Here is a 21,612-nt window from a genome sequence, read left to right as displayed (position 1 = left end):
GTCGGACCCATCCGGTCCGGGCTTTTCCGGCCTCCCGCGCTGCCCACCCGGTGGAAGCGGCCAGGCATTCCGCCCGCCAGCGCGCCATTCTTCCGTCTTCTCACCCGGCCTTGCGGCTGGCGCGCGGCCAAGACCTCCCTGCCAGCCATGACTTCAGAAGCAAACTTCCCGGACGGCGCGCAGCCGGCACCGGCGCGCACGCTCGGTACGCGCGACTACAAGACCCTCGGCCTGTCCGCCCTCGGCGGCACCCTGGAGTTCTACGACTTCGTCATCTACGTGTTCTTCGCCACCGTGCTGGGGGCGCTGTTCTTCCCGACGGACATGCCCGACTGGCTGCGGCAGCTGCAGACCTTCGGCATCTTCGCGGCCGGCTACCTGGCGCGCCCGGTGGGCGGCATCGTCATCGCGCATTTCGGCGACATCTTCGGCCGCAAGCGCATGTTCACGCTGTCGATCTTCCTGATGGCGGCCCCCACGCTGGTGATCGGCCTGCTGCCGACCTACGCGAGCATCGGCGTCGCCGCGCCCCTGCTGCTGCTGGCGATGCGCGTGCTGCAGGGCGCGGCCATCGGCGGCGAGATGCCCGGCGCCTGGGTGTTCGTTGGCGAGCACGTGCCGGCCAAACGCTACGGCCTGGGCATCGGCGTGCTGACCTCGGGCATCACCGGCGGCATCCTGCTGGGCTCACTGATCGCGGTGGCCATCAACCGCCACTATTCGCCCGAGCAGGTGAGCGATTTCGCGTGGCGCATTCCCTTCATCCTGGGTGGCGTGTTCGGGCTGGTGTCGGTGTACCTGCGCCGGTTCCTGCACGAGACGCCGGTGTTCAGGGAACTGGCCGACCGCCGCAGCGTGGCGCGCGAGCTGCCGCTTCGCACGGTGCTGCGCGAGCATCGCCTGGCCTGCGTTTACGTCGCGCTGCTGACCTGGGTGCTGTCGGCCGCCATCGTGGTCGTGGTGCTCTACACGCCCACCTACCTGCAGAAGGTGCACCACATTCCCGCCGCGATGGCGCTGGAGGCCAACGCGCTCGCCACGCTCACCCTGACGCTGGGCTGCGTGCTGGCCGGCTGGGCCTGCGACCGCATCGGCACGCGCATCGTGATGCTGATCGGCTGGGGCGGCCTCTTCGTCACCGCCTACCTGTTCTACAGCGGCCTGCCCGGCACGCCGGCCACGCTGTTCTGGCACTACGGGCTGGTGGGCCTGTTCGTGGGCACCATCGCCACCGTGCCGATCGCCGGCGTGCGCGCCTTCCCGGCGCCGGTGCGCTTCACCGGGCTCTCGTTCGCCTACAACATGTCGTACGCGGTGTTCGGCGGGCTGACGCCGGTGATCCTCACGCTCTGGCTGCAGCGCGACACGATGGCGCCCGCCCACTACGTGGCGGTGCTGGCCGCGCTGGGCTTCCTGCTGGCCCTGCTGCCCATGGCCGCGCGCGGCCATGCGATGCGCGATGGCGTGGCCCCCGCCCGCGGCGCGACAATGGCGCGATGAGCACCACCCGCCACGAACTGCTTCACGCATTCGACCTGCTGCTGGCCCCCGGGCGCTTCAAGGACTACGGACCCAACGGCCTGCAGGTCGAAGGGCGCACCGTGGTCCGCAAGATCGTCTCGGGCGTGACCGCCAGCCGCGCGCTGATCGAGGCCGCGATCAGCGCCGAGGCCGACGCCATCTTCGTCCACCACGGCCTGTTCTGGCGCGGCCAGGATGGCTGCGTCACCGGCTGGATGAAGCAGCGCCTGGGCCTGCTTTTGGGCGACGACGTCAACCTCTTCGCCTACCACCTGCCGCTCGATGCGCACCCCGAGCTCGGCAACAACGCCCAGCTCGGCCTGAAGCTGGGGCTCGTCGCGCATGCCGGCTCGGCCGGGCGCTTCGGCGAGCAGGAGCTGGGCTTTCTCGGCGCGCAGGAAAGCGGCGAGAGCTTCGGCAGCGCCAAGGCGCTCGCCACGCATGTCGAGAGCGTGCTGAAGCGGCCGGTCACCCTCGTCGACACGGCGAATCGTCCCATCCGGAACGTGGCCTGGTGCACGGGCGGCGCGCAGGGCTACTTCGAGGCGGCCATCGCGGCCGGCGCCGACGCCTTCATCACCGGCGAGATCTCCGAGCCGCAGGCCCACTACGCGCGCGAGATGGGCGTGGCCTTCCTGGCCTGCGGGCACCATGCCACCGAGCGCTACGGCGCGCCTGCGGTGGCAGGGCACGTGGCGGCGCAGCTCGGGCTGAAGCACGAGTTCATCGACATCGACAACCCGGCATGAGCGCCGCGATCGCCATCACGCTGGGCGACCCCGCGGGCATCGGGCCCGAGATCATCGCCAAGGCTTTCCGCGACGCGCCGGAGGCGACCCATGGCGCTTTCGTTGCCGGCGACGTCGGCACGATGCGCAAGGCATCGCAGGCGCTGGCGGCACCGGGCCGGCCCGCATGGCCGGTGGTCGAGATCGAATCGGTCGCCGGGGCAGCGGCGGTGCCGCCCGGCTGCATCCCGGTGCTGCAGGTGATCGCGCCGCCTTCGCACATCGAAACGGGCCGCATCAGCGCCGAGGCCGGTCGCGTGGCGGGTGAATGCGTGGTCTGGGCCGCGCGCGCCGCGTTGCGCGGCGAGATCGCCGCCATCGTGACCGCGCCGCTGCACAAGGAGGCGCTGTCGGCCGCGGGCTTTCCGTATCCCGGCCACACCGAGCTGCTGCAGGCCGAGGCGGCTGCGCATCTGGGCCGCACGGTGGCCGACGTGCCGGTGCGCATGATGCTGGCCAACGACGAGCTGCGCACCGTGCTCGTCAGCATCCACATGTCGCTGCGCCATGCCATCGAGGCGGTCCGCTTCGAAGGCGTGCTCGAAACCCTGCGCATCACGCACCGCGCATTGATGCAAGCGCTGGGCCGCGCGCCGCGCATCGGCGTGGCGGGCCTCAACCCGCATGCGGGCGAGGGCGGCCTCTTCGGGTCGGAGGAGCGCGAGATCATCGCGCCGGCCGTCGAGGCCGCGCGCGCCGAAGGCATCGACGCCAGCGGGCCTCACGCGCCCGACACCGTCTTCATGCGCGCGCGGGCCAAGCACGGCGTGCCGTCCAGCGGCGAGTTCGACGTGGTGGTCGCGATGTACCACGACCAGGGCCTGATCCCGGTCAAGTACCTGGGCGTGGAGAAGGGCGTGAACGTGACGCTGGGGCTGCCGCTGGTGCGCACCAGCCCCGATCACGGTACCGCGTTCGACATCGCGGGTACCGGACTGGCCGATGCCTCGAGCCTTGTCGAGGCGCTGCGCATGGCTCGCACGCTGAGCTGAACGGAGTTTTCCAGAAACACCACGGAACCGGCTTAGCCGGGCCGTCGGTGTTGTCCCCGGCAGGGGGAAGGCGCTCGCGGCACGAAGTGCGCGCAGCCCGGGGCGAGCAGCAAGCTCAGCGTTGCTTGAGGCTGTCGCGGATCTCGCGCAGCAGCACCACGTCTTCGGGCGTTTCGGGAGCGGCGGCGGGTGCCGGCTCTTCGCTGCGCTTCAGGCGGTTGATCTGCTTGACCATCATGAAGATGATGAAGGCGAGGATCACGAAGTTGACCGCGATGGTGATGAAGTTGCCGTACGCCAGCACCGGCACGCCGGCCTTCTTCAGGTCCGCCAGCGTGTTCGCCACGCCGGCCGGCACGGTGCCCAGCACCACGTAGAGGTTGGAGAAATCGAGCTTGCCGAACACCACGCCCACCAGCGGCATGATGATGTCGGCCACGAGCGAATCGACGATCTTGCCGAAGGCGGCTCCGATGATCACGCCGACCGCGAGGTCGATGACGTTGCCCTTGACGGCAAATTCCTTGAATTCACTGAGGATGCTCATGATTCAAAAGGCTGCTGGAGCTCTGCTGTTGAAGGAGAGCCGAGTATGCCTGCGATTGCTCACTTCTCCTGCGGGCGCGGCGCGACGTCGACGTGCGCGGACGGCAAACCTTCACGACTGCGCGCGGCAATCTGCCGGTAGCCGTCCTCGAGGTGGCGCACGAAGCGCGGGGTGTCGAAGTAGCCGCGGCGCGCGTCCTTGGCCGCGGCGAGTCGATCGCGCAGTTCGGCCAGCTCGTCGGGGTGCGTGGCGTAGTGGACGGCCTTGCGCACGTACTCATCGTGGCCCGCGGCCACCAGCTCCGGCAGCCCGATGGCGCGCAGCAGGCTGCCCGCCATGCGCGAGACCATCGTCGTGCCCGTGAGCGCCAGCAGCGGCACGCCCGACCACAGCACGTCGTTCGCGGTCGCGCCGCTGCTGTAGGGGAAGGTGTCGATGAACAGGTCGGCCAGGCCGATGCGCGCCAGGTGCTGGTCGACCGGCATGCGCGGCGACACGATCAGCCGCTCGGCCGCCAGGCCCGCCTTCTCCCACTGCACGCGCAGGTTCTGCTCGAAGCCGTTCGGGCCCTGTGCCAGCCACAGCACCGAGTTCGGAATGCCCTGCACGATGCGCACCCAGGCCTCGAAGGTCTCGGGCTGGATCTTGAAGGACTGCGAGAAGTTGCACAGCACGAAGGCGTCCTCGGGCAGGCCGTGCTCGGCGCGCGTGGGTCGGTGCGGGTTGACCGGGCGCTTGGTGTCGATCACCTGGAAGGTCTCGGGCAGGCGCAGCAGCTTCTCGGAGTAGCAGTCTTCGGTGCCCGGCGGCGAGAGGAAGTTGTCGGACACCAGGTAGTCGTAGTTCGGCGTGCCGCTGGTGCCCATGTAGCCCAGCCACATGAGCTGCGCGGGCGCCGCGTGGTAGGCCATCACCTGCGGCTTGGCGCCGCGCGTGTCGCCCGAGAGGTCGACCAGGATGTCGATCTCGTCCTCCCGGATGCGCTCGGCCATCTGCTGGATCGACTGGCCCTGCATGTCGACGAAATGCTCGGCCGAGGCGGCGATGCGTGCCCGCGCCGGATGGCCGTCGTCCGGGCCGTAGGAGTAGACGAAGACTTCGAAGTCCTTGCGGTCGTGCTGGCCGTAGAGCTCGGCCGTCAGGTGTGCGACCGGGTGGTTTCGGAAGTCGAACGAGTAGTAGCCCACGCGGATGCGCGGCGACGTGCGGCGCACGCCTGCGTCGGCAAAGGGCCTGATGGCCGCGTTGCGGTCGGCCAGCAGGGCGGAGCGCTGCGTCCAGTTCATGAGGCGGCGCGCGTCATCGTAGTTCGACATCAGGATGAACGACGACACCGTCTGGTCGTTGCTCGGGTTGTCCAGCAGCGCCGCGATTCGCTCGCGCAGTTCGGGCACGCCGTTCCAGTCGGCGATGTGCGCCTTCTCGCCCAGCATCCACACCATGGCGGGCATGAAGTCCGGGTCGTCGCGCAGGCACTGCTCGAACTCGGCGATGGCAGCCTCTGACTGGCCCGCCATCACGTAGGTCACGCCCAGGTTGCAGCGCGCGAGCACCTGGCGCGGATGCACCTCGAGCGCCTTCTTCAGCACCTCGATGGCGGTGTCGAAACGGCCCAGCCGGAAGTTCACCGTGCCCAGGTTGTTCAGCAGCAGCTCGTGCTCCGGCAGGCTCTCGAGCGCGAGCTTGTAGAGCTCGGCCGATTCCGCGAAGCGCATCGACACGCCCTCGAGCGCGCCGCACACGCCGTAGAGCGCGGCCACGCCCTCGGGGTCGGACAGCGCCTTGTGGCGTTCCTCGGCCGGCCAGTTGCGCATGGCGCGCTGCATGGGCTCGATGGCTTCCTCGGTGCGCCCGCAGGCCTGCAGCGCGCGGGAAAGCATGAAGGCGGCCTCGCAGTCCAGCGGATCGGCGGCGGCGTGCGCGTACGAGTCGAGCGCGGCGGCCCAGTCCTTCTGGTGCGCGCGGATCTTGCCGATGTTCTTGTGCGCGGCGCCGTAGTTGCCGTCGAGCGCCAGTGCCTGGCGGAACTGCACGATCGCCTCGTCGAAGCGGTCCTGCTCCATGTCGATCGCGCCGGCGTTGTTCCAGGCCGCGGGCGCCTGCGGTGCGAGCCGCGTGGCCTCGGCGGCGGCTTCGCGCGCCTGCCGGAACTTCTTCTGCTGGCGGTAGACCGCCGACAGGTTCACGTATGCCTCGGGGTAGTTCGGCAGTGCCTTGATCGCGCGGCGAAGGTCCTGCTGCGCTTCGTTCGGCAGGCCCATGTGCATGAAGATCGTCGCGCGGGTGTTGAAGTAGAAGTGGTGCGGCGAACGCGCGATCGCGCGGTTCACGTAGTTCAGCGCCAGCTTCGCCCGGCCCTGGCGGTACAGCGCCTCGCCCGTCAGGTGCAGCGCGTCGGCATGCTCCGGAAAGCGCGACAGCAGCGCCTCGTAGACCTGGATGGCTTCCGCGAAACGACCCACCCGGTGCAGCGCCAGCCCCTGTTCCAGGAGACTGCCGGCATCCTCGGCCGGTGCGGAAGGAGCGGGAGCGAGAGAAGGTGAGTTCATGAATCCGTGTGATGGACGGGTCAGAAAAGGGCGGCCGCCTGGGGTACCGGCCCCCCGCGCAAACGGGTGAAAAGGAGGTGAAAAAGGCCGGTCACCCAGTATAGGGGCCGGCCTTTTGTTTCGATCCGCTGGCAATCCCGTGGCGCGCAGGGCGCCGCCGGAATGCCGGGCCGGATTACCAGGACCAGGAGGCGCCGATGCCGCCGCCGACCTTGCCGCTGCTGCCGCTGCCGATGTTCACCTTGATCTGCGCGCCTTCCCCGATGCGGAAGCTGGCGGCAGCCGCGATGGCCGAGCGGCCGTCGAAGGAGCCCACGCCCACGCCGATGCCGAAGCTCTTGCCCGCTTCGAGCGCCGGCACCGAGGCGGCGGCCAGCGCGATGGCCGCGCCGGTGCTGCTGGTCTTGCGCATGTCCTGCACTTCGTTGCGGACCTGGTTCAACTGCGACATGTTGGCCGCGTCCGTCGGCAGCACGCCCGGAGCCACGTTCTGCACCCGGCCGTTGGCGACCACGCCGTTGCCCGCCGTGATGGTACCGCCCGCATTCACGTTGCCGGTGACGTTGACCGTGCCCGCATTCAGCGTCGTGACGTTGCCGGTCACAGCGTTGATCGTGGTGATGTTGCCGGTCTGCGTGTTCAGCACCGTGATGTTGCCGTTGGCCGCGGTGATCGTCTGGAAGTTGCCGGTGGTCGCATTCACCGTGCTGGCGTTCACCGTGTTCGCGTTCACCGTCGTGGCGCTGACCGTGTTGGCCGTCAGTGCATTGATGGTGGCGCTGGCGGCCGACAGGTTGGTGGTGCTGACGTTCGTCGCGCTCAGCGTGTTGATCGTGCCGCGGCTCGCCGTCAGGTTGGTGGTGCTGACGTTGGTGGAGCTCAGCGTGTTGATGGTGCCGGCGTTGGCCGTCAGGTTCGTGGTGCTGACGTTGGTGGCACTCAGCGTGTTGATGGTGCCGGCATTGGCCGTCAGGTTCGTCGTGCTGACGTTGGTGGCGCTCAACGTGTTGATCGTGCCGGCGTTGGCCGTCAGGTTCGTCGTGCTGACGTTGGTCGAGCTCAGCGTGTTGATGGTGCCGTTGTTGGCCGTCAGGTTGGTGGTGCTGACATTGGTCGAGCTCAACGTGTTGATCGTGCCGTTGTTGGCCGTCAGGTCCGTCGTGCTGACGTTGGTCGCGCTCAGCGTGTTGATGGTGCCGGCGTTGGCCGTCAGGTTCGTCGTGCTGACGTTGGTGGCGCTCAACGTGTTGATGGTGCCGTTGTTCGCCGTCAGGTTCGTGGTGCTGACGTTGGTGGCACTCAGCGTGTTGATCGTGCCGTTGTTGGCGGTCAGGTCCGTCGTGCTGACATTGGTCGCGCTCAGCGTGTTGATGGTGCCGGCATTGGCCGTCAGGTTCGTGGTGCTGACGTTGGTGGCGCTCAACGTGTTGATCGTGCCGTTGTTGGCGGTCAGGTCCGTCGTGCTGACATTGGTCGCGCTCAGCGTGTTGATGGTGCCGGCATTGGCCGTCAGGTTCGTGGTGCTGACGTTGGTCGAGCTCAGCGTGTTGATCGTGCCGTTGGCGGCCGTCAGGTCCGTCGTGCTGACGTTGGTGGCGCTCAGCGTGTTGATGGTGCCGTTCGATGCCGTCAGGTTGGTGGTGCTGACGTTGGTCGAGCTCAACGTGTTGATCGTGCCGTTGCTCGCCGTCAGGTTCGTCGCGCTGACGTTGGTGGCGCTCAGCGTGTTGATGGTGCCGTTCGTCGCGCTCAGGTTGGTGGTGCTGACGTTGGTCGAGCTCAGCGTGTTGATCGTGCCGTTGCTGGCCGTCACGTTGGTCGTGCTGACGTTGGTGGAGGTCAGCGTCGAGATGCTGCCGGTGTTCGACGTCAGGTTGGTCGTGACGACGTTGGTGGCATCGACGTTGGTCGCCAGCACGTTCGTCGAGGTGATGCCGGTCGCCATGATGTTGGTCGAGGTCAGCGACTGGATCGTGCCGTTGACCGACGAGATGCTGCCGGTGGTCACGCTGTTCGAGCTCAGCGAGTTGACCGTGCCGTTGGCGGCCGAGACGTTGGTCGAGGTGACGTTCGTTGCGGAGACAGTACCCGCGCTGACGCTGCCGGCGGACACGGTGCCAGCGGTGAGGGTGGCCGTGCTGATGCTGGTGGAGGTCAGGCTGTTGACCGTGCCGCTGTTGGCGGACAGGTTGGTCGAGGTGACGTTCGTTGCGGAGACGGTACCCGCGCTGACGCTGCCGGCGGACACGGTGCCCGCGCTGAGGGTGGCCGCGCTGATGCTGGTGGTGGTCAGGCTGTTGACCGTGCCGCTGTTGGCGGAGAGGTTCGTCGAAGTGACGTCCGTGGCGGAGACCGTACCTGCACTGACGCTGCCGGCGGACACGGTGCCTGCGGTGAGGGTGGCCGTGCTGATGCTGGTGGACGTCAGGCTGTTGACCGTGCCGCTGCCGGCCGAGAGGTTGGTCGCGGTGACGTTGGTCGAAGACACGGTGCCGGCAGTGATGCTGCCCGCGGACACGGTGCCCGCGGTGAGCGCGCCAGTGCTGATGCTGGTGGAAGTCAGGCTGCTGACAGTGCCGCTGGTGGCCGAGAGGTTGGTCGCGGTGACGTTGGTCGAAGACACGGTGCCGGCAGTGATGCTGCCCGCGGTGAGCGTGCCCGTGCTGATGCTGGTGGAGGTCAGGCTGCTGACCGTGCCGCTGGTGGCGGAGAGGTTCGTCGTGGTGACGTTGGTCGAAGACACGGTGCCTGCGGTGAGCGTGGCGGTGCTGATGCTCGTGGAGGTCAAGCTGTTGACCGTGCCGCTGCCGGCCGAGAGGTTGGTCGCGGTGACATTCGTGGAGGACACGGTGCCTGCGCTGACGCTGCCTGCGGACACGGTGCCCGCTGTGAGGGTCGCCGTGCTGATGCTGGTCGAGGTCAGGTTGGTTGCCGTTGCCGATGTCGTGCTCAGGCTGGTGGTGGTCACGCGTGTTGCGGTAATGCTGCCTGCCGCGACCGTGCCGGAGGTGATGCTGCCGGAACTCAGGGTGTTGATGGTGCCGTTGTTGGCGGTCACGCTGCCTGCGCTGACGCTCGTTGCCGTGAGCGTCGGGGTGGAAATGCCGTCATCGGAAACGAGCACGCCGTTGTTGTTGCTTGTGGTCCCGCCTGGGCCGGGCGGGTCGACGACCACGGAGTCGCCGCCGATGGTGACCTGCGCGTGAGCGACAGGCAGTGTCAGCACATATCCAGCGCTCAGAAGCACCGAAGCGAGAAGCTGGCTCACGCCAGGACGGCGAACAATGAAAGAGCGAACGCTGGGACGCTGGGATGTAGTCATTTGGACTTTCTTCCTTGGAAAATCAGTTGCCATTTCTGGTCTTCCAGGCGCCCTCGTCGCGTGGAAGCAGGGTTGGGTTTCATCGAGTTACCCAATGCAACCGATGCTAGGAATCGAGGTCTTCGCTGAACATCACCGGGATCCGTAGTTCTGGATGTATGCATGCAGGTCGATGCGGCATCGACGAATGCATGCATGGCCCGCGAAGCCAATGCACATGCGGCTTCGCGGGCATCGCGCAAATCGCGTGGTGACGTTTCGAAACGCGATCTCGAGCGCGTTTCGTGTGGCGTGGTGCTACGTAACACGCGCGGTAACTCGCACGTAACAACGACGCAAAAACGGCCTTCAAAGGGCCCGCCCGTGTGCCTGTTTTTCAGGCGGTTCGAGGCAATTTCTTCAAAGAAATCAAAGTACTACACGCGCCGAAGCATCGCGCGCGCCGTTGTTCGCCCGCGTGGGCATCGTTCCTGCGGTATCTGAAACGAAAGACAACATTTCGATGCTGCCCGCAGGGTAGCCAGATAGCCAGAGGAAGTCGCGTGATCAATTTTTTCTTGGGCATCGACAACGCATGCGGCACGGACGAAGTCCGGTGCGCGAGGGCAGGAGAGCGGACATGGAAATGAACATCCCGTACACCACAGCCTCCGCGAGGCCGGTGCCAACGGCCGCGCAGTTGTATGGCGGCGTCTTCCATGCAGCGCTGATCGTCGCGGACGATTCCGTCTCCGCCGATCGCATGCGGCGCATCCTCTGCGACCTCGCGCCGCATCGCCGCGTGGTGGTCGCCTCGGGCCGCGCCGAAGCGTTCAATCTGCTGGCGGCCTTGCCCTACGACCTCGTGCTGGTCGACATGCGGCTGCCGGGCAACGACGGCGTCGCGGTGCTGCAGCATGTGCGCCAGGCCTATCCGCGCATCGAGAGCGTCGGCATGTCGGCAACCGACGACCAGCAACTGGTGAACGCAGCCATCGCCGCCGGCGCCATCGGCTACCTGCTGACGGAGACCGACGATGCGGAGCTCGGCTATCTGCTGCGTTCGATCGAGCGCGGCGGCTCGCCGATGGACTCGCGCATCGCGCGGCGCATCCTCGGTTCGATCGCCGCCTCCGCGAAGGCGCGCACGATCGAGGCCATCCGCGTGCAGGGCCAGACGCCGCAGCAACAGCAGCCACATCAATATCAGCAGCAGCAACATCAGCAGGGGCCGGACTCGCGGCTGCCGCAGGGGCTGCTGTCGCCCCGCGAGCTCAAGGTGCTGCGCCTGATCGCGCAGGGCTGGAGCAACAGGCAGATCGCCGAGGCGGTGTACCTGTCGGTCAACACCATCGAGTTCCACGCCAAGAGCATCTACCGCAAGCTCTCCGTCAAGTCGCGGACCCAGGCGGTCCACGAGGCGATGCAGCACGGCCTTCTGAACTGAAGTCCCCGCGGCGACAGGCTCCTGTCGCCCCCGGCGGGCGCCCGCGTACGCGGCGCGCCTTGCCGTCGTTCGCCGGCCACGCGCATGGCGGCCATTGAATATCCCTTTAGCGCCCCGCTACAATCGCGGGTTGACTCCTGCTCCAGCGAAGAAGACAAGAGGATCCCCCCATGAGTGACATGAATTCCGGCTCGACCCGGATCGACACCAGCAAGCGGACTTGGCTGATTGCATCAGGCTGTGCCGGCGTGGCGGGCGGTGTGGCCACTGCCATCCCGTTCGTGAGCACTTTCCAGCCTTCCGAGAAGGCCAAGGCTGCGGGTGCCGCGGTCGAGGTCGACATTTCGGCACTCAAGGTCGGCGAGAAGATCACCGTCGAATGGCGGGGCAAGCCGGTCTGGATCCTCAAGCGCTCCCCCGAGCAGATCGCGGAGCTCCCCAAGCTGGACGGCCAGCTGGCCGACCCCCTCTCCAAGCGTCATCCCGACGAATTCACCCCCAAGTACGCACAGAACGAGCACCGCTCGATCAAGCCAGACGTACTGGTCGTGGTCGGCATCTGCACCCACCTGGGCTGCTCGCCGACCGACCGCTTCCAGGCCGGTCCGCAGCCCTCGCTGCCGAACGACTGGGAAGGCGGCTTCCTCTGCCCCTGCCACGGTTCCACTTTCGACCTGGCCGGCCGGGTCTTCAAGAACAAGCCTGCGCCCGACAACCTGCCGGTGCCGCCGCACATGTACCTGTCGGACACCAAGCTCCTGATCGGTGAAGACTCCAAGAAGGCCTGAGGCGGAAGAAGAACATGGCTGAATTCCACGAGATCTCCCCCAACGCACCCGCCGGCGCCAAGCTGCTGAACTGGGTCGACAACCGTTTCCCGCTGAGCAAGCTGTGGAACGACCAGTGGGGCAAGTACTACGCGCCGAAGAACTTCAACTTCTGGTACATCTTCGGCTCGCTGGCGATGCTGGTCCTGGTGATCCAGATCGTCACCGGCATCTTCCTCGTCATGCACTACAAGCCCGACGCGAACCAGGCGTTCGCATCGGTCGAGTACATCATGCGCGACGTGCCGTGGGGCTGGCTGATCCGCTACATCCACTCGACGGGCGCCTCGGCGTTCTTCATCGTGGTGTACCTGCACATGTTCCGCGGCCTCATGTACGGCAGCTACCGCAAGCCGCGCGAGCTGATCTGGGTGTTCGGCTGCGCGATCTTCCTGTGCCTGATGGCCGAGGCCTTCATGGGCTACCTGCTGCCCTGGGGCCAGATGTCCTACTGGGGCGCCCAGGTGATCGTGAACCTGTTCGCCGCCATCCCCTTCATCGGCCCCGACCTGGCCCTGCTGATCCGCGGCGACTACGTGGTGAGCGACGCCACGCTGAACCGCTTCTTCAGCTTCCACGTGATCGCGGTGCCGCTGGTGCTGCTGGGCCTGGTGGTCGCCCACCTGATCGCCCTGCACGAAGTGGGCTCCAACAACCCCGACGGCATCGAGATCAAGGCCAAGCGTGGCCCCGACGGCCATCCGCTGGACGGCATTCCGTCGCATCCGTACTACACCGTGCACGACATCTTCGGCGTGGTGGTGTTCCTCACGATCTTCTCGGCGGTGATCTTCTTCGCCCCCGAAGCCGGCGGCTACTTCCTCGAATACAACAACTTCATCCCGGCCGATTCGCTGAAGACGCCGAACCACATCGCCCCGGTGTGGTACTTCACGCCGTTCTATTCGATGCTGCGCGCGACCACCGACGACATGGTCAACGTGTTCTCGCTGATCATCGCCGCGGCCGCGATCTTGAACTTCGTCAAGGGCAAGTCGGGCATGGGCCTGAAGATCGCTGGCCTCGTCGTGGCTGCCGTGGTGATCTTCCTGCTCAAGACCTTCGACGCCAAGTTCTGGGGCGTGGTCGTCATGGGCGGCTCGGTCATCATCCTGTTCTTCCTGCCGTGGCTCGACCACAGCGAAGTCAAGTCGATCCGCTACCGTCCGGGCTGGCACAAGTACGTGTACGGCCTCTTCGTGTTCTTCTTCCTGATCCTGGGCTACCTGGGCATCCAGCCTCCCGGCGTGTGGGGCGAACTGGCCATCGGCTCGTTCAAGCTGGACATCGCGCAGACCATCTCGCAGATCGGCACCCTCGTGTACTTCGGCTTCTTCCTCCTGATGCCGTGGTGGAGCCGCAAGGGCGAGTTCAAGACCGTGCCCGAGCGCGTGGTCTTCGCCGCCCATTGAGACAACCAGAAGCGCAAGAGAGCTGAGAGAAACACGATGAAGAAAAGCATTTCCGGCTGGCTCGCGGTCCTGGGGCTCGCTCTGGGCCTGACCTTCTCCGCGGCGGCATCGGCCGAGTCCGAGGGCATCGCGTGGGACAAGGCTCCCAACAAGACGACCGACCTGGCGTCCCTGCAGAACGGGGCCAAGCTGTTCGTCAACTACTGCCTGAACTGCCACTCGGCCGCCTTCATGCGCTACAACCGCCTGCAGGACATCGGCATCACCGAGCAGCAGATCAAGGACAACCTTCTGTTCACGACCGACAAGGTCGGCGAAACCATGAAGGCCAACATCGACGCGCGCCAGGCCAAGGAATGGTTCGGCACCACGCCGCCCGACCTGACGCTGGTCGCCCGCTCGCGCGCCGGTCACGGCGGCACCGGCGCCGACTACCTCTACACGTACCTCCGCACCTACTACCGCGACGGAACCAAGGCCACCGGCTGGAACAATCTCGTGTTCCCGAGCGTCGCCATGCCGAACCCCCTGTGGGAACTGCAAGGCGAGCGCCGCCCGGTGTACGCCAAGGTGGAGCAGCACGGCCACGAAGCCGAGGTGTTCACGGGCAAATGGGAGCAAGTCACTCCCGGTACCCTGACACCCGTGCAATACGATGCTGCTGTCGGCGACCTGGTGGGCTACCTGCAATGGATGGCCGAACCGGCACAGAACACCCGCATCCGCATCGGCGTATGGGTGCTCCTGTTCCTGGCCATGTCGGTGGTGTTCGTGTGGCGGCTGAACGCCTCGTACTGGAAAGACGTCAAGTAGTTCCGTCCACGCCGACCGGATACCCTCGGGCATCCGGTCCCGCAGAGTGGGTTGCCAACGCGACCCACTCTTTTTGATTTTTAGGAGTCTCTCGCCATGATGGTCTTGTATTCAGGAACGACCTGCCCCTTTTCCCACCGCTGCCGCTTCGTGTTGTTCGAAAAGGGCATGGACTTCGAGATCCGCGACGTCGATCTCTACAACAAGCCCGAAGACATCAGCGTGATGAACCCGTACGGCCAGGTGCCGATCCTGGTCGAGCGCGACCTGATCCTGTACGAGTCGAACATCATCAACGAGTACATCGACGAGCGCTTCCCGCATCCCCAGCTGATGCCCGGCGACCCGGTCGACCGCGCCCGCGTGCGCCTGTTCCTGCTCAACTTCGAGAAGGAACTCTTCGTGCACGTCTCGACGCTCGAGAACCGCACCACCAAGGGCAACGAGAAGGCGCTGGAAAAGGCCCGCTCGCACATCCGCGACCGCCTCACGCAGCTGGCACCCGTGTTCCTCAAGAACAAGTACATGCTGGGCGACAACTTCTCGATGCTCGACGTGGCCATCGCGCCGCTGCTGTGGCGCCTCGACTACTACGGCATCGACCTGAGCAAGAACGCGGCACCGCTGCTGAAGTACGCCGAGCGCATCTTCTCGCGCCCGGCCTACATCGAGGCACTCACGCCCTCTGAAAAGGTCATGCGAAAGTAATTAAGATCGCCCCCAGGCTTCGCGCACTTCGTGTCGCTTCGCCAACCCCCTTCCGGGGGCAACACCAGCGGCCCGGCAAAGCCGGTTCCGCGGTGTTCCGCGAAGAGACAGTGGCCTATTCGAGGCCGCGATTTCGCGATTGCACGGTACCAATTTCATGATCAACGCGCTCGAGTCGTCCTCCACCCGCCCGTACCTCATCAGGGCGCTGTACGAATGGTGCACCGACAACGGGTTCACGCCCTACGTCGCGGTGCAGGTCGACGACACCGTCCAGGTCCCGCGCGAGTACGTGAAGAACGGCGAGATCGTGCTCAACATCAGCTTCGATGCGACCAGCTCGCTCAAGCTCGGCAACGACTTCATCGAGTTCAAGGCCCGTTTCGCGGGCACGGCGCGTGAAATCAGCGTGCCGGTGGGACGGGTGATCGCCATCTACGCGCGCGAGAACGGGCAGGGCATGGCGTTTCCCGCGCCCGCGCCTGCCGTTTCGTCCGACAACGACGGCGCCGAGGTATCGGCGCCTTCCGCGCAAGGCGCTTCGCGGGCACCGCTGCGCGATGCATCGCGCGGTGGCGCGGAGGGCGGCGACGCCGGCAAGATCGTCCACCTGGTGACGGGCGACGACGGCAGCGAAGCAGTCGATGCCGGTGCGTCCGCTGACCCGACCGACGAGCCGCCGCGCCCGCCGGCCGGTGGCGGCGCAAGGCCGTCGCTCAAGCGCATCAAGTAGCGGATGCAGCGGGCCGCCGGGCATGCCGGCCGGCACCACTAGAATCACTGGAATTCGCCGCTTTAGCTCAATTGGTAGAGCACCCGCCTTGTAAGCGGAAGGTCGTCAGTTCGATTCCGACAAGCGGCACCACGAAAAAGAACCCCTGAGTCCCGAAACGGCTCAGGGGTTTTTCTTTTCTTTTCTCGTTCTCCGGCTTCCGGCTCAAGCCGAGGCGGATTGCGCCACGCCCTGCATCAGCAGCCCCAGCATCGCCAGCTGGGCCACCAGCGCCGGCCGTTGCGACGAGCGCATGTTTTCCAGCACGGCAGCCAGCAGCGTCGAGCTCTTGCCCAGCCCTGCCTGCTTCAGCCGCAGTACCTGGGCCTGCGCCCGCGACAGCGCGCCGCCGCTCTGGTGCCGCAAGCCCTGCCTGAGCCAGAGGGACAGCAGTTCCAGCGTGTCGCCGGCGAGAGCGTTCAGGGCGGGTGCTTCTTCGGTGTCGCTCTGCAGGCCCAGGGGCTGCGGCGCGGCTGCCTCGACCTGAAGCACCACCGCACGCTGCGCCGTCAGCAGCGCCAGCGGCTGCATGACGGCCCGGTCGCCCTGCAGGTGCACCGTGCCCGCCACGGCGCGCAGCGGGCCGTGTTCGCCGGCGAGCGTGCGGGCCAGTGCATCGACCGCGCCGGGCGAGACTGCGCGATGCGGCAATGCCAGATGCAGGCATTGGTCGTCGCCGTCCGTACCGGCTTCATCCGTTGCAGAGTCCTCCGGCGCAGCCTGCCCGAGTCGAGCGTGCAGCACCTGTGCCGCCGCGTCCCAATGGCACGAGGCCACTTCCATGCGCTCGAAGGCCGCCACGTGCAACTGACCCGAAGCACCGGCAGAAGAGCCGCTCGCGGCCTGCCTCGGCCGTACGAAATCCGGCTGGGCCTCGCGCAGGTGAGCCACCAGCGCGGCCACGCTGTCTTGCCGCAGCGGGGCGACGAGGTCGTCCCACGACTTGGGCGACAGCGGCAGCACGCCCGTCTGCCGCGCGCCGGCCGTGATGTCGACCAGCCCGTTGGCGCGTCGCGTCGCGGTCTTGGTGATGACCTGCCCGCTCGCCAGCTGCCGCAGCGGAAAGCCGGCAACGCGCCGGTTCATGAGGTTGGGCGCGGCACCGCCGGCCGCCGCGTCGCCTTCGCGCGACCAATGGCGCTCCAGCACCGTCACGTTCTGCGTGTCGGGGTCGGCGAACAGGATGCTCGCGCCCTCGGCGCTTTCGTCGGACCAGAGTTCGGCCCCGAGCGACACCAGCCGCAGATGGTCGAGCGCGACCTCGCCCTTCACGCCGATGCCGAGGATCTGGCTTGCCGGCAGCGCGGCCCGCGCGGAGCCCGGCTGCTGCGGCCGCCCGGCATGCGCCGCAGCCTGCAGCCGCGCCCACAGCTCGGTGAGCACGCGCAGCAGCCGCAGCGGCTCGAAGCGGCTGCTGCGCGCCTGTTGCGCCTGCAGCAGCTGCCAGAGTTCGTCGAGCGCGTCGTCCACCCAGCTCCAGCCCTGCGCGCGGACCTGGTCCCGCACGGCCTCGAAGCGGGCGGCCAGCGCCATCGCGGGCTGGCTCGATCCGTCCAGCCACAGCGACAGCAGCAGGGCGTCGACCTGCGCGCGCAATGCAAGCGCGGCTTCGCCCTGCATCACGGAAGAAGGCTGCGGCACGGCGTCGCCCGCGTCCCCGTTTGCCGACGCGTTCGGCTGGACCTCGACCATCACCTCCGCCGATCCCGGCGCCAGCGCCCCGGCCTGCCGGAACGCCCATACCGCGATCACGACGTGCGCGCAGCCGCTGCCCTGCTTGCAGTCGCAACGTGCATGAACCAGCGAGCTGCGCGAGAAGAAGCGCACGCTGCACATCGGCAGCCGCGCCACCGGCGGCGCGCTGGCGCTGCGCCAGGCCTGCACGCCGACCACCGGGCGCGCGGCGGCGAGCTTGTTCGCCTGCTCGAGCACTGAGGGCGCGAGGCTCGCGGCCAGCACGGCGTCATCGAACTGCGCGGGGCTCCATGCGCCATCCGGTTCGGCCGAAGCTTCTTCGGGCGCGGCGGCCGGTGCGTCGGCCTTGGCCGATGCGGCCCGGGCCTGGTAAGCCAGCACCAGCATCACCCGGTGCCGGCACATGCCGCTCGCGGGGCAGCTGCACTGCGCGTCGCGCAGCGTGCGACCCGGCGGCAGGCTGGTGCGCACGCCGTCGTCGAACTGCGCCTGCACCGTGCCGTCGGCGCCGGTCTCCAGCGTCGGCAGCAGCCCGGCCGCCACGTCCTTCTGCGCGCGCTTGACGAAGCCGGCGTTCGCCAGCGCCGTCAGCGCCTCGGGCGTGAGCTCGAGCAGGTCGGCGCGCAATGCGAATTCGCCGCTCATCCCTGCACCTTCTCGGCCAGCCAGCCGGCGAGCTGGCCCGGCGTCATCGCGCCGATCTGCGCGCCTTCGCGCACCAGCCGCGCCGCCATCTCGCGGTCGTAGTTGGGCTCGGCATTCGAGTCGAGCGCGGCCAGCCCCAGCACCTTGGCGCCGGACTCGACCAGCGCCTTCACGCGCCGCACCAGCTCGTGCTCGCTGCCGCCTTCGTAGAAGTCGCTCACCAGCACCACGATGCTCTTCGAGGGATTGGCGACGAGCGACTGCGCATAGGCCACCGCCTTCGCGATGTCGGTGCCGCCGCCGAGCTGCACCTTCATCAGCAACTCGACCGGGTCCGACACATCGGCGGTCAGGTCGACCACCGCCGTGTCGAAGGCCACCAGCCGCGTGCGCATGCCGGGCAGCTGCCACAAACAGGCGGCCATCACCGCGCTGTGGATCACCGAGTCGACCATCGAGCCGCTCTGGTCGATCAGCAGGACGATGTCCCACGGCTCCGCATGTCGCTTCGTGCGGCTGATGAAGATCGGGCGCTCCACGTAGAGCTTGCGGCGCTGCGGGTCGTAGCGATGCAGGTTGGCCGCCAGCGTTTGCCTGAAGTCGAAGTTGCGCGCCACCTTCATGCGCGAGCGGCGGCGCCGGTCGCGGCTGCCGCTGAAGGCCTGCCGCACTTCGGTGGCGAGCTTTTCCATGATGCGCCGCACCACCTCGGCCACCAGCTTGCGTGCGGCGGCCAGCACCTCGGGGTTCATCAGGTGCTTGGTGTGGAGCACCGCGCGCAGCAGCGATTCCGAAGGCTCGATGCGCTCCAGCACCTCGAGGTTCGTCACCACCTCGTCGATGCCGTAGCGCTCGACGGCGTCCTGCTCCAGCCGCTCGATCACTTCCTTCGGAAAGAGCGTGTGGATGGTGTTGATCCAGTCCGGCGTGCTCAGTGCAGACGGCCCCAGGCCCGCGCTGCGTTCGCCGCGGCTCGCGCGGTCGCTGTCGCGGCCGTAGAGCCAGTCGAGCGCGGCATCGGCGGCCTGCGCCTCGGCGCTCAGTCCGCCGCAGGCCGATTCGGCCGGGTCGCCCAGCAGCAGGCGCCAGCGCTGCAGCGGATCGGGAATGTCGAGGCTCATGGGCGAGGGGCTTTCTCGGTGTCTTCTTCCAGCGCGACGCCCCAGGCGGCGAGGCGCGCGAGCACCGCGTCTTCCACGCGCCGTGCCTCGGCCAGCTGCTCGGGCGCGGCTTCGCCGGTGCGATGGGCGGTGAGGGCACGGCGCGAAAGGTGCCTGGCGTCGTGCAGCGTCAGCACCTGGTCGGCGAGCAGTCCGCGTTCCTGCGGCGGCAGCCAGGCGAATGCCGCGCGCAGGCTGGGCATGGCGCGCACGAAGTCGGCGTTGTCCAGCGCCTGCACCGTGCGGTCCATGCCGGCGACGAAGGCGGGTTCGGAGGCGAGCGTCTCGCGCGCCAGCGCGAGCAGCCCGGTGAGCGCGTCGCCGAGCACGGGGGCGGGCAGCGAGTGCAGCAGCTGCATGGCTTCGTCCACGCCGTGGTCGCCGCTGCTCTCATGCCCATCGGCGAGGCGGCCCGCGAGGCTCAGCGTCGCGCCCAGCGCAGCGCCACGGCTCACGGGGGCGGCGCTCGCGTCGGCGGCCTTGCGCTGCCATACGGCGAGCGCACGGGCCGGCTCCACGTCGAGCAGCGACGGCGCGTGTGCGTCGTGGGCGTTGTCCTGCGCATGGGCCAGCACGTCGGCCACGATCCGGCGCAGTGCCAGATGTCCTTCGAGATGCGCCTGCATGTCGGCCGGCGTGATGGCGGCGGGCGGCTCGAGCAGCCACAGCGCCCGGTCGAAGCCCGACTCGATCACCACGCGCAGCACGGGCGCGTCGGCCATGCCCAGCATCTGGCCGTGGCGCAGCAGCGTGTGCAGCACCGAGAGGGCGGGGCCCAGCGCCTCGAAGCGCGGCTCCGCGGCCATCGCGGCTCGCAGTTCGCGCAGCAGCGTCTCGCTGAGCGCAGACAGTCCCGCCCACGCGGCCTGGTTGAGTCCATCGGCCAACGGGCCGATCCGGCCCTGGGCCTGCCGCAGGTCGTCTTCGAGCCGGGCGCGTGCCGCGTCGTGCAGGCTGGCGCCCCAGGCGCCCGCCTCGATCAGCGCGGCCTGCTGCTCGAGCGGCTCTGCCAATGACCACTGCTCGGTGCGCTCGCCCGACATCGCGAGCTTCGGCCCCTGCGTGCGGCGCACGCCGGGCAGCCGCAGGATCGCGAGCCTGTGCAGCACGCGGCTCTTCGCGCGATCGGCCTCGGCCAGCAGGTCGAGCTTGAGCTGGCCGCGCAGCACGATGCCGTGCGCCGCGAGTTCGGCCTGCACCGCGGCCACGAGAGGCGGCTGCGGCGTTCCGGGCGCGAGGCGGCCGGCGGTGTCGCCGGCCAGCACGTCCATCGCCTGCACCAGCACGGGGTCGGTGCCGGGGCGCATCGCGCCGCGATACGTCCAGGGCAGCGGGGCGTCGAGCGCGTCCTTCACCAGCGCGCCGGCCAGCGCGTCGAGCCAGTCGGAGCGCAGCGGCTTGTCGTGCCCGCGCAGCCGTGCGAGCCCCTGCGCGCGCAGGTGCACGGCCATCAGGTCGGCGGTGGAGGCGGGCAGCTTCTTCTCGCGCAGCCGTTGCATCACGTGCTGCAGCGCACGGTGCGCGGCGCCTTCGGGGCCGTGCTCCCACATCCACTGGTAGTAGGCCGGGGAGGGCATGCCCGATGCGTAGCCCGCGAAGGCGTCGAGCCGCTTGAAGGTGTAGGGCACGAGGTAGGAGCCGAAGCGCAGCGGGCCTTCCGGTTCGCCGCTGTCCCCTTCGCTGCCTTCATCGTCTTCGTTGTCTGATTCGGTGGATGGCTGCGGCGTGTCAGGCAACTCCGCCGGCAGCCCCTGCCAGAGCCGCGCGAGCGCCGGCGCGTGATAGCCGCCGCACACCACCAGCGCCTGCGCCCGGCCCGGTTCACCCGGCTGTGCCATCGCCCAGGCGATCCAGCGCGCCATCATGGCCTCGCGCGCCTGGTTGCCCTGCGAGCCGGGGTCTTCACCGCGCAGGTTGTCGAAGTAGGTCGAGAGGCGCCGGGCCAGCTCGGCCTCGTCGCAGCCGTCTTCGAACAGGTGGTCCCACAGCGCGTCGCGACCTTGCACCGAGAGCTTTTCTGTCAGCGCGCGCTCGTAGGCTTCGGCGCGCTCCTCGTGCTCGTGGTCGACCACGTCGGCATAGCGGTTCTCCATGCGCGAGAAGGCGTCGTGCCAGGCCGGCAGGTCGATGAAGCGCACGGCGGCGCCCACCTCGCGCGCCACCTGCAGCGCCTGCCACTCGGGCGAATGCTCGGCAAAGGGCGACCACGAACCGCGGTGCGTGCGGTCGCCCGAGAGATAGCTGTAGATCGCCACCGGCAGCCGGTGCGGCAGGTACAGCTCGTCGAGGCGCTCGTTGAAGTCGGCGGGGCCCTCGATCAGCACGTACGACGGGCGCAGCGTGCGTATGCGTTCGGCCACCAGCCGCGCGCAGGCCGGGCTGTGGTGGCGTACGCCGACGATGTGGGGTGATTCGCTCATCCTCGTCACCGATGG

Annotated in this window: 15 protein-coding genes and 1 tRNA gene; 10 read left to right on the top strand and 6 right to left on the bottom strand. The window is 68.0% G+C overall.

Translation table 11 applies throughout. From position 1 onward, the window contains the following. The first annotated feature begins 147 nt into the window (after window positions 1-147). From BMY35_RS07045 to pdxA, 3 genes are read left to right on the top strand one after another with little or no spacing between them, the layout of a single operon-like run. On the top strand, window positions 148-1,500 hold the full coding sequence (locus BMY35_RS07045) for an MFS transporter (protein WP_093196330.1): 1,353 nt from the start codon (window positions 148-150) through the stop codon (window positions 1,498-1,500). Beyond that, window positions 1,497-2,270 carry a Nif3-like dinuclear metal center hexameric protein gene (locus tag BMY35_RS07040; RefSeq protein WP_093196327.1) on the top strand — a complete coding sequence of 258 codons (774 nt, stop codon included), beginning with the start codon at window positions 1,497-1,499 and terminating at the stop codon, window positions 2,268-2,270. Before BMY35_RS07045 ends, BMY35_RS07040 begins: the two co-directional genes overlap by 4 nt. Continuing rightward, window positions 2,267-3,301: a 4-hydroxythreonine-4-phosphate dehydrogenase PdxA gene (pdxA, locus tag BMY35_RS07035; RefSeq protein WP_093196325.1), complete on the top strand. Its 1,035-nt coding sequence runs from the start codon at window positions 2,267-2,269 to the stop codon at window positions 3,299-3,301. The genes BMY35_RS07040 and pdxA overlap by 4 nt, the downstream gene beginning before the upstream one ends. Before the next feature lie 115 nt (window positions 3,302-3,416). Here pdxA and mscL read toward each other — a convergent pair whose 3' ends face one another. The 3 genes from mscL to BMY35_RS07020 form a co-directional block, all read right to left on the bottom strand. Further along, complete coding sequence (gene mscL / locus BMY35_RS07030; protein WP_093196323.1) at window positions 3,417-3,848, bottom strand: large conductance mechanosensitive channel protein MscL; 432 nt, start codon at window positions 3,846-3,848, stop codon at window positions 3,417-3,419. A gap of 59 nt (window positions 3,849-3,907) precedes the next feature. Continuing rightward, on the bottom strand, window positions 3,908-6,397 hold the full coding sequence (locus tag BMY35_RS07025; RefSeq protein WP_093196321.1) for a tetratricopeptide repeat protein: 2,490 nt from the start codon (window positions 6,395-6,397) through the stop codon (window positions 3,908-3,910). A gap of 175 nt (window positions 6,398-6,572) precedes the next feature. Continuing rightward, a complete protein-coding gene (locus BMY35_RS07020) occupies window positions 6,573-9,623 on the bottom strand; it encodes a beta strand repeat-containing protein (protein WP_256228258.1) in 3,051 nt (1,016 codons plus the stop codon). 715 nt (window positions 9,624-10,338) lie between these two features. Between BMY35_RS07020 and BMY35_RS07010 the strand changes: the two genes are divergently transcribed. From BMY35_RS07010 to BMY35_RS06980, 7 genes are all read left to right on the top strand, one after another. Next, the gene (locus tag BMY35_RS07010; RefSeq protein WP_093196317.1) at window positions 10,339-11,145 is read left to right on the top strand and encodes a response regulator transcription factor; all 807 of its coding nucleotides are present in this window, start codon (window positions 10,339-10,341) and stop codon (window positions 11,143-11,145) included. A 170-nt stretch (window positions 11,146-11,315) separates the two neighbouring features. Then, window positions 11,316-11,933 (top strand): ubiquinol-cytochrome c reductase iron-sulfur subunit, encoded by a 618-nt coding sequence (gene petA, locus BMY35_RS07005; RefSeq protein WP_093196315.1) that lies wholly within the window; start codon window positions 11,316-11,318, stop codon window positions 11,931-11,933. A gap of 14 nt (window positions 11,934-11,947) precedes the next feature. Further along, a complete protein-coding gene (locus tag BMY35_RS07000) occupies window positions 11,948-13,384 on the top strand; it encodes a cytochrome b (protein ID WP_093196313.1) in 1,437 nt (478 codons plus the stop codon). A 36-nt stretch (window positions 13,385-13,420) separates the two neighbouring features. Further along, window positions 13,421-14,197 (top strand): cytochrome c1, encoded by a 777-nt coding sequence (locus BMY35_RS06995; RefSeq protein ID WP_093196311.1) that lies wholly within the window; start codon window positions 13,421-13,423, stop codon window positions 14,195-14,197. A 96-nt stretch (window positions 14,198-14,293) separates the two neighbouring features. Then, the gene (locus tag BMY35_RS06990; protein WP_007835362.1) at window positions 14,294-14,905 is read left to right on the top strand and encodes a glutathione S-transferase N-terminal domain-containing protein; all 612 of its coding nucleotides are present in this window, start codon (window positions 14,294-14,296) and stop codon (window positions 14,903-14,905) included. A gap of 157 nt (window positions 14,906-15,062) precedes the next feature. After that, window positions 15,063-15,638 (top strand): ClpXP protease specificity-enhancing factor, encoded by a 576-nt coding sequence (locus tag BMY35_RS06985; RefSeq protein WP_093196309.1) that lies wholly within the window; start codon window positions 15,063-15,065, stop codon window positions 15,636-15,638. 56 nt (window positions 15,639-15,694) lie between these two features. After that, window positions 15,695-15,770: transfer RNA gene (locus BMY35_RS06980), tRNA-Thr, on the top strand. Window positions 15,771-15,842: 72 nt separating this feature from the next. Here the strand turns inward: BMY35_RS06980 and BMY35_RS06975 are convergent. Genes BMY35_RS06975 through BMY35_RS06965 form a run of 3 tightly spaced genes read right to left on the bottom strand, consistent with a single transcriptional unit; the run spans window position 15,843 to window position 21,597 of the window. Further along, the gene (locus tag BMY35_RS06975) at window positions 15,843-18,017 is read right to left on the bottom strand and encodes an SWIM zinc finger family protein (protein WP_093196307.1); all 2,175 of its coding nucleotides are present in this window, start codon (window positions 18,015-18,017) and stop codon (window positions 15,843-15,845) included. Further along, window positions 18,014-19,138, bottom strand: a complete 1,125-nt coding sequence (locus BMY35_RS06970) for a VWA domain-containing protein (protein WP_093196305.1) — start codon at window positions 19,136-19,138, stop codon at window positions 18,014-18,016. The genes BMY35_RS06975 and BMY35_RS06970 overlap by 4 nt, the downstream gene beginning before the upstream one ends. Next, window positions 19,135-21,597: a DUF5682 family protein gene (locus BMY35_RS06965; protein WP_093196302.1), complete on the bottom strand. Its 2,463-nt coding sequence runs from the start codon at window positions 21,595-21,597 to the stop codon at window positions 19,135-19,137. Before BMY35_RS06965 ends, BMY35_RS06970 begins: the two co-directional genes overlap by 4 nt. Window positions 21,598-21,612: the final 15 nt, after the last annotated feature.

It is taken from the genome of Variovorax sp. YR750 (genome assembly GCF_900109805.1).
Lineage (GTDB): Bacteria > Pseudomonadota > Gammaproteobacteria > Burkholderiales > Burkholderiaceae_C > Variovorax > Variovorax gossypii.
The sequence above is the reverse complement of the archived record's forward strand: the minus strand, read 5'-3'. Positions and strand labels throughout refer to the sequence as shown.

Bases quoted from the DNA above. Each gene is read 5' to 3' on its own strand.
- BMY35_RS06990 (WP_007835362.1), top strand. From the start codon at position 14,294: ATGATGGTCTTGTATTCAGGAACGACCTGCCCCTTTTCCCACCGCTGC.
- petA (WP_093196315.1), top strand. From the start codon at position 11,316: ATGAGTGACATGAATTCCGGCTCGACCCGGATCGACACCAGCAAGCGG.
- BMY35_RS07010 (WP_093196317.1), top strand. From the start codon at position 10,339: ATGGAAATGAACATCCCGTACACCACAGCCTCCGCGAGGCCGGTGCCA.
- BMY35_RS07000 (WP_093196313.1), top strand. From the start codon at position 11,948: ATGGCTGAATTCCACGAGATCTCCCCCAACGCACCCGCCGGCGCCAAG.
- mscL (WP_093196323.1), bottom strand. From the start codon at position 3,848: ATGAGCATCCTCAGTGAATTCAAGGAATTTGCCGTCAAGGGCAACGTC.
- BMY35_RS06985 (WP_093196309.1), top strand. From the start codon at position 15,063: ATGATCAACGCGCTCGAGTCGTCCTCCACCCGCCCGTACCTCATCAGG.
- BMY35_RS06995 (WP_093196311.1), top strand. From the start codon at position 13,421: ATGAAGAAAAGCATTTCCGGCTGGCTCGCGGTCCTGGGGCTCGCTCTG.
- pdxA (WP_093196325.1), top strand. From the start codon at position 2,267: ATGAGCGCCGCGATCGCCATCACGCTGGGCGACCCCGCGGGCATCGGG.
- BMY35_RS06975 (WP_093196307.1), bottom strand. From the start codon at position 18,017: ATGAGCGGCGAATTCGCATTGCGCGCCGACCTGCTCGAGCTCACGCCC.
- BMY35_RS07045 (WP_093196330.1), top strand. From the start codon at position 148: ATGACTTCAGAAGCAAACTTCCCGGACGGCGCGCAGCCGGCACCGGCG.
- BMY35_RS07040 (WP_093196327.1), top strand. From the start codon at position 1,497: ATGAGCACCACCCGCCACGAACTGCTTCACGCATTCGACCTGCTGCTG.
- BMY35_RS07025 (WP_093196321.1), bottom strand. From the start codon at position 6,397: ATGAACTCACCTTCTCTCGCTCCCGCTCCTTCCGCACCGGCCGAGGAT.
- BMY35_RS06970 (WP_093196305.1), bottom strand. From the start codon at position 19,138: ATGAGCCTCGACATTCCCGATCCGCTGCAGCGCTGGCGCCTGCTGCTG.
- BMY35_RS06965 (WP_093196302.1), bottom strand. From the start codon at position 21,597: ATGAGCGAATCACCCCACATCGTCGGCGTACGCCACCACAGCCCGGCC.